The 6,355-nt window shown below is 40.4% G+C and carries 4 protein-coding genes; 1 reads left to right on the forward strand and 3 read right to left on the reverse strand.

Translation table 11 applies throughout. From position 1 onward, the window contains the following. Positions 1-15: 15 nt before the first annotated feature. From V7K25_RS22555 to fni, 3 genes are all read right to left on the reverse strand, one after another. Positions 16-2,457 carry a dynamin-like GTPase family protein gene (locus V7K25_RS22555; protein ID WP_335160741.1) on the reverse strand — a complete coding sequence of 814 codons (2,442 nt, stop codon included), beginning with the start codon at positions 2,455-2,457 and terminating at the stop codon, positions 16-18. A gap of 570 nt (positions 2,458-3,027) precedes the next feature. Then, complete coding sequence (gene sppA / locus V7K25_RS22560) at positions 3,028-4,863, reverse strand: signal peptide peptidase SppA (RefSeq protein ID WP_335160743.1); 1,836 nt, start codon at positions 4,861-4,863, stop codon at positions 3,028-3,030. A 68-nt stretch (positions 4,864-4,931) separates the two neighbouring features. Beyond that, positions 4,932-5,981, reverse strand: a complete 1,050-nt coding sequence (fni, locus tag V7K25_RS22565; RefSeq protein WP_335160745.1) for a type 2 isopentenyl-diphosphate Delta-isomerase — start codon at positions 5,979-5,981, stop codon at positions 4,932-4,934. Positions 5,982-6,134: 153 nt separating this feature from the next. On the opposite strand from fni, the gene V7K25_RS22570 reads away from it, so the two are divergent. Next, on the forward strand, positions 6,135-6,296 hold the full coding sequence (locus tag V7K25_RS22570; RefSeq protein WP_335160747.1) for a hypothetical protein: 162 nt from the start codon (positions 6,135-6,137) through the stop codon (positions 6,294-6,296). Positions 6,297-6,355: the final 59 nt, after the last annotated feature.

Below are 6,355 nucleotides of genomic sequence, written 5' to 3' on the forward strand. Positions count from 1 at the left end.
TTGTGATATGTATAATTAAACTTCTTGTACCACATCTGAAATCAAAAATCCATTATTAGCAAACTTACCAATAGGATCAAATGAGTCATCAATTAGAGGCAAAAGATGGTCATATAATTGCATCGACTGTAAACAACTATTAATATTAGAAGCTGCTGAATTATATGCTGCAATATTTTCTTCAACAACACTCAATAATCGCCGATTATTCGCAATTTTTTCTTCAGCTTCTTGTTCCAATGTTTTCTCTAAATAAGCCCGCGCCTGTGGGTATTGCTGCAAAATTTCATCTGCTTGCTGTTCTGCCATTGTTAATAACTGAGTTTTGAGTGTTTGGTTGATGGTTTGACGGAAAGATTTACGAATAGTTTGGGAAACTTTTGGTTCAAAATCTAACTTCAATAATTGCCTAATTGCTGGTTCTGCTTCTACGATACTTTCAGCGTCGTAACCTTGAGAAGTTTGTGATAAAGTCTGGCGAAACTGATATATAGAAAAAGTGCCTTCATCGTAAAATCTGGGACTTTCTCGCACAAAGCGATCGCACTCTACACTAGCTGCACTAAATAATGCTTGAGCAACTCCTTTTTCTAACATTCTAATCTCTTGTTCAATTCCACCATCATTATCTAATAAACGATACAAGTGACGATAATATTCTGACTTGCGAATCTTTTCAATCAATCGCTGAAAATAATTTGCTACTACTTGCTGAGAAGATTCAACCAAAATATCTTCTAATTGATTTGCTAAGTAATAAAATGCCTCTACTAAAATAGCAATTAAAGGTGCGGTAGCGTTGCGAGGATGGCTGATAGTTGCACGTTGATAAGCAGAAGCTACAGAAAAAGTATCTAGCAATTCATCTAAACGGCGAATCATTCTTGATTGCAATTGCTTAAAATCTGCTTCAAAAGCATCACAATAATTATTAATTATTTGGTTAACTTCTTCTGTGATATGCTCGTGAAAGTTTCTACCAATTTGCTGGAGTTGCTGATTTAGGCGTTGTAACTCTTGCGCCTTCATCGTCTCAATTTCTTGGGGCTGACTATCTAAATCGCGTTGGACACTCTGATAATATTTTTTCAGATTAATACAAACATCTTCCAAATCATCAGCAAGATTTTTAAATAATTGGGGACGTTTTTCTTCGGTAAGATAGCGAGTAATTGCTGTGCGAAATTCTTCAGTACCACTATCTTTAATTAGCTGTTCTATAATTTCACTGCCCCAATCTCCCAGAATTCGCACATAATTTTGATTTGGGGTTTCAAAACCGTTAACAGAGACACGAAATTTACTGGAAGACAGCTTTCCTGAATTTACACAGTAGTTGTTAAACGCATAGACAAATTGTGGTGTTTCTTCTTTACCATCTAAACCTTTAATACTTTCTGCAAAAACAGAATCTAAACCAAATCTATCTTGTTGGTTTGTCTGTTTAATCTGACTGCCATAAAATCCTAATAATCCACTTGTTTTATAAACCTTGGTTGAATTGTGAAATTGCCCACTAATTAAATCGTCTAATCGTTGCCGCAGCTGAGTATTATACCAAGTTTCATCGATGCGGTTGAAGATATAGAAAACGCGATCGCGTACTCCCCCATTCTCCCGCATTAATTCCAAAAGTTCTGTTTCTTCTTTTGTCATCTCACCCGCCGCAGCAGGTTTTAGCACACATACCACCGCCGAAGTATCAGGATGTTGAATTTTGGCATAAGTTAGTTGTGCATCTTTCTCTACTGGTGCATCTATACCCGGCGTGTCAATAATTACATTACCATCTTGTAGCAAAGGATGATTGCAGTAATATTCTATTTGCTTCAATACTGCACTATTACTACCACGACGGGCATATCCAGCTGCTTCCTTGAGATTGGAAAAGTTAAATTGCTCCATTGAATATGTAGCATTATTAACCGTGTTGATGCGATCGCGGTTTGCTATATATCCCTCTAATAACAAAATTAACGCTTTCGCCTGTTTTGCACGTTCTGATTTATTCTCACCACCCTCGTGCTGAATAATTGCTTCACAACCTTGGCGTAGCAAGTTAATTACATCAGCTTGGTTGATATTAGCTACTGTCTTAAATCCTAGTTGCTGACACAAAGAAACTGCTTGTTCCCGAATCTCTACTTCACTTAAAAAAGTCAAAATAACACGTTCTTTATCTACTTCTGCATACTCGATTTTGCATTCTGTACCTGTAGCGTGTCCCTCTGCGCTGTAAAGTAATTCTCTCTCTAATAGTGCATTTATAAGCATTGATTTACCGGCACTAAACGCACCTGCAAATACAATTTCAAACTTTGGAGAAATCGCCTTATTTAAGGAAGTTTGTACAGGTGTAATATCTTGGAAACGTAGCGTTGGTTCTTGCTGTAAAAGTTGTAATATAGACTCAACCTGCTCTTTCAAATTTTTGCACTGAAGCGGTAAATCTGACATATTCAGCATCTTGATAAGATTTATGTATATGTTAGTTACATTTATTGTCTAAGTGGTTCAGTATAATTTCTGAGATATTTGATGGGGTTTGGCTGCTGGATATCACTTAACTTAATACTGACTTTTCACGGTATCTGGAAAACCTCTCTTCTATTTCTCTCATCCTTTAAGGAGAGAGACTTTGAATTTTCCCCCTTAGAACGTCGGGAAGGGGGTTAGGTTTTTCGTGCGCTTTTGCACATAAGGGACTTCCAAATAAAAAAATGTTCCAAAACTGAGGCAAAAACTCTCTCTATTTCTTCTCTCTGCGTTCTCTGCGCGGCAGTCGCTCATGGGGAAACCCCTAAGACCGCGCTGCCTTGTCTCTGTGGTTCGTTTCTTGGAATAATTTATTTCTTGGAAGTCCCTAACCTGAAAAGTCAGAACTTAATATGCTTCGGTTAAGGCTTAAAGAAACCTCACCCTGGTTTTGCTATGCAAAACCTGTCCCTCTCGGATGCTTTGGAGAGGGATGTCTGTTAGGACTCTTTGAGGTTTTTGTTTTGGGTAATTCGATGCTCAAAAAAGCATTTACTCAATCTTCAAGTTAAAAGGCAAACGGGCGTAAACCCCTTGTGGATCGTTCATCTTTTGCAGAAGTCCGATTTCCTGTTGCAACTTTTGGAATTCATTGGTGAGGGGATTGGGTTGTTTGAGTTGCGTTCCCTCAATTCCTAAAGTAGTCCGCACCTCTTCAGTTGCACGTCCAAAAAACCGTTCTCTAAAACTGTTAGTGCGAGGATATTCTTGCACTTCCCAATCTTCTCCTAGTTTCGCCTGCTTGGCAGCATAGGCGATCGCACTATTCAAACCGCCAATTTCATCCACTAAACCAATGTCCTTAGCGGCTACACCAGACCAAACCCGTCCTTGAGCAATTTCTGCAACTTTTTGTTCTGGGAGCTTCCGACCTTGAGAAACTTTATTCAAAAACATATCATAAATTCGGTTCACACTACGTTGATAAAGTGCCAACTCTTGAGGGGATTTCGGACGCGAAACTGTTTGACTATCAGCATAGGTTGCAGTTTTTACCGAATCCCAGGTGATGCCGTTATCACTCGCTAGCTTTGCACCATTGAACAGCAACCCAAATACACCTATTGAACCTGTAATGGTATTCGGTTCGGCAAAAATGCGGTTAGAGTCGCTAGCAATCCAATAACCACCAGAGGCGGCTACATCACCCATTGAAACTACAACCGGTTTCGCTTCACGAGTTAATTTCACCTCTCGCTGCATAACTTCGGCTGCGGTAGCGCTACCACCAGGACTGTTAATTCGTAATACAACAGCTTTTACATCCTTATCTTGTCGGAGTTTCTTGAAGATTTTAGCAAAGCGATCGCCTCCTACTTGCCCATCTTCTCCTTTACCATCGACAATCTCACCTTCAGCATAAACAACGGCAATTTCATTTTTTGAACTACGTTCTACACCCAAAGATTTGCCAGAAACTTCTGCATAACTATTCAGGCTAATTTGTTTGAATGTTTTGTCGTCTTTATCGCTATCTGTCAACTTTTTGAGATCAGTTACCACTTCATCGGGGTATGCTACTCGATCGACTAAACCGCTAGTTTTGGCTTGTGTGGCTTCGAGTAGCGCCTGACTATCTGCGATCGCTTGCAACTGGTTAGGTTCAATTTTCCGACTTGCGCCTACAGTAGTGCGCCACTCTCCCCAAACATCATCCAACAATTTCTGAGTTTGTTCGCGGTTTTCTGGACTCAACTTTTTGAGGATAAACGGTTCTACAGCGCCTTTAAATTTTCCCACCCGCACGACTTGAACACCAATGCCATATTTCTGCAATGCACCCGCTAAGAACATCGGTTGTGAACTCAAGCCGTTGATTTCCATCATTCCCAGAGGATTCAGTACAATGGAATCTGCTACTGAACTAAGATAATATTCTTTTTTACTCCAATCACTGCCATAAGCGACAATCTTTTTCCCCGCTGCGCGAAACTCCTCTAACGCTTTCCGAATTTCTTTCAGGGAGGCATAGCCGACGTTACCAGCTTGGCTTGTGCTTGTTGCATCTAAATAGATCCCGACAATTCGCGGATCGCGCCGCGCCTTTTCCAAAGTTTCCACAACTTTGCGGAGTGCCATTCTTTCGTCATCTACACCTGATATTGTGCTTTGAAACAGTTCGTCTGAACTAGGTTCGCTATCAGTAATTTTCATTGACAAGTCAAAAACCAACACTGACTTATCTTTCACATTTGGCCCAGTATCTTTAGAGGAAGTAGCAGCCAATATCAGCAAGAATAATCCAGTGGTTCCCAGACCACCGAAAATAATTAGTCCTAGTAAGGTGCCAATTAAACTAGCAAAAGTTTGTTTGATAAAATTACGCATTAGTTATTAGTTATTGGGAATTGGAAATTGGGCATTTACAAATGACAAAGAACAAATGACCTATTTACTTATTCTATGCGCTGTAAACTATCAGAGTGCTTTAACTGATATAAGGTGGCGTTGCCAGTGCAAAATAAGACTGTGGTAATTTCGGCAATTAATACTTCAGCAAGTTCCGCCACTGCTGTCTCTGATATTGCTGCTACTTGCAAAAAAGGCATTGCTAAACCAGCTATATCTGCTCCCAAGGCGATCGCGGCTGCAATATCCAATCCATGACGCAAACCTCCCGAAGCAATTAAGGGTACATTTGGAGCGATCGCTCTAATAGTTGTAATACACTCTGCCGTCGGTAAACCCCAATCAGCAAAAGTCCTTCCTAAGCGACGTTGCAAGGGATTTTCTGCCCGTTCGCTTTCTACTTTTGCCCAAGAAGTACCCCCCGCACCAGCTACATCAATTGCTGCTACTCCAGAGGCGAGAAGTTTTTGTGCGATCGCTGCTGAAATGCCGTTACCAACTTCTTTCGCAATTACTGGTACTGGTAGTTTAATGCACAAATCAGATATCTTGTCAATCAAACCCCGAAAATTAGTATCACCTTTGGGTTGAATGCACTCTTGTAGAGGATTAATATGTAAAATTAGGGCATCAGCCTCTAAGATATCAACTACGCGCAAACATTCATCTAAGCCGTACTTGTAGTTAAGTTGCACAGCGCCCAAGTTCGCAAATAGTAGAACGTCAGGGGCATACTTGCGGACAGCAAAAGTATCAGCTACCTGGGGTCTTTCTACCGCTACGCGCTGGGAACCGACACCCATTGCAATTTTGTAGTGTTGCGCGACTTGGGCTAAACGTTGGTTAATGATTGCGGCTTGTTCTGTTCCGCCAGTCATGGAAGAAATTAACAAGGGTGCGCCAAGGTGTTTCCCCAGGAAAGTTGTACTGATATCAATATCGTTGTGGTTGAGTTCGGGTAAGCAAGAGTGGGTGAAGCGATAACGTTCCAGTCCATTGGTGATTTGATGAGACTGAACATCTTCCTCTAAGCAGATCCGAATGTGATCGGCTTTGCGATTCTGAGTTTGTGCAGAGATGTTGGTAGGGGCTTTCACTGGTGGGTATGGCTAAAAATATTGGCTTGCGATCGCTATTGTTACATTGTCTGCAACCGTATTTGTATAACAAAAATATTTATTTTCCCTATCTTTAGGGTACGTTACGCTATTGATAACATATCCATTCCTTCATTTTATGAGTTAATTAATATGGTTTTACAAACAGAAAAGCGCTACTACACCCCAGAAGAATATTTGGAATTAGAAGAGAAAGCTGAATATAAAAATACATTTTGTAGAGACGCGATGAATCGCGTCTTCCTTCCCATCATTTACATAAGTAGGTGGGCGGGAAAATTTATAACTATGTAACGAAAATTTAACCAGAGAAATTAGAGTTAAATTTAATACGTCGCGTACTGTAGTTGCCT

Origin of the sequence: Nostoc sp. (genome assembly GCF_036919495.1) — a bacterium.
Taxonomy (GTDB): Bacteria; Cyanobacteriota; Cyanobacteriia; order Cyanobacteriales; family Nostocaceae; genus Nostoc.

Coding starts and splice junctions, on each gene's coding strand:
- V7K25_RS22555 (WP_335160741.1), bottom strand. CDS start 2,457: ATGTCAGATTTACCGCTTCAGTGCAAAAATTTGAAAGAGCAGGTTGAG.
- V7K25_RS22570 (WP_335160747.1), top strand. CDS start 6,135: ATGGTTTTACAAACAGAAAAGCGCTACTACACCCCAGAAGAATATTTG.
- sppA (WP_335160743.1), bottom strand. CDS start 4,863: ATGCGTAATTTTATCAAACAAACTTTTGCTAGTTTAATTGGCACCTTA.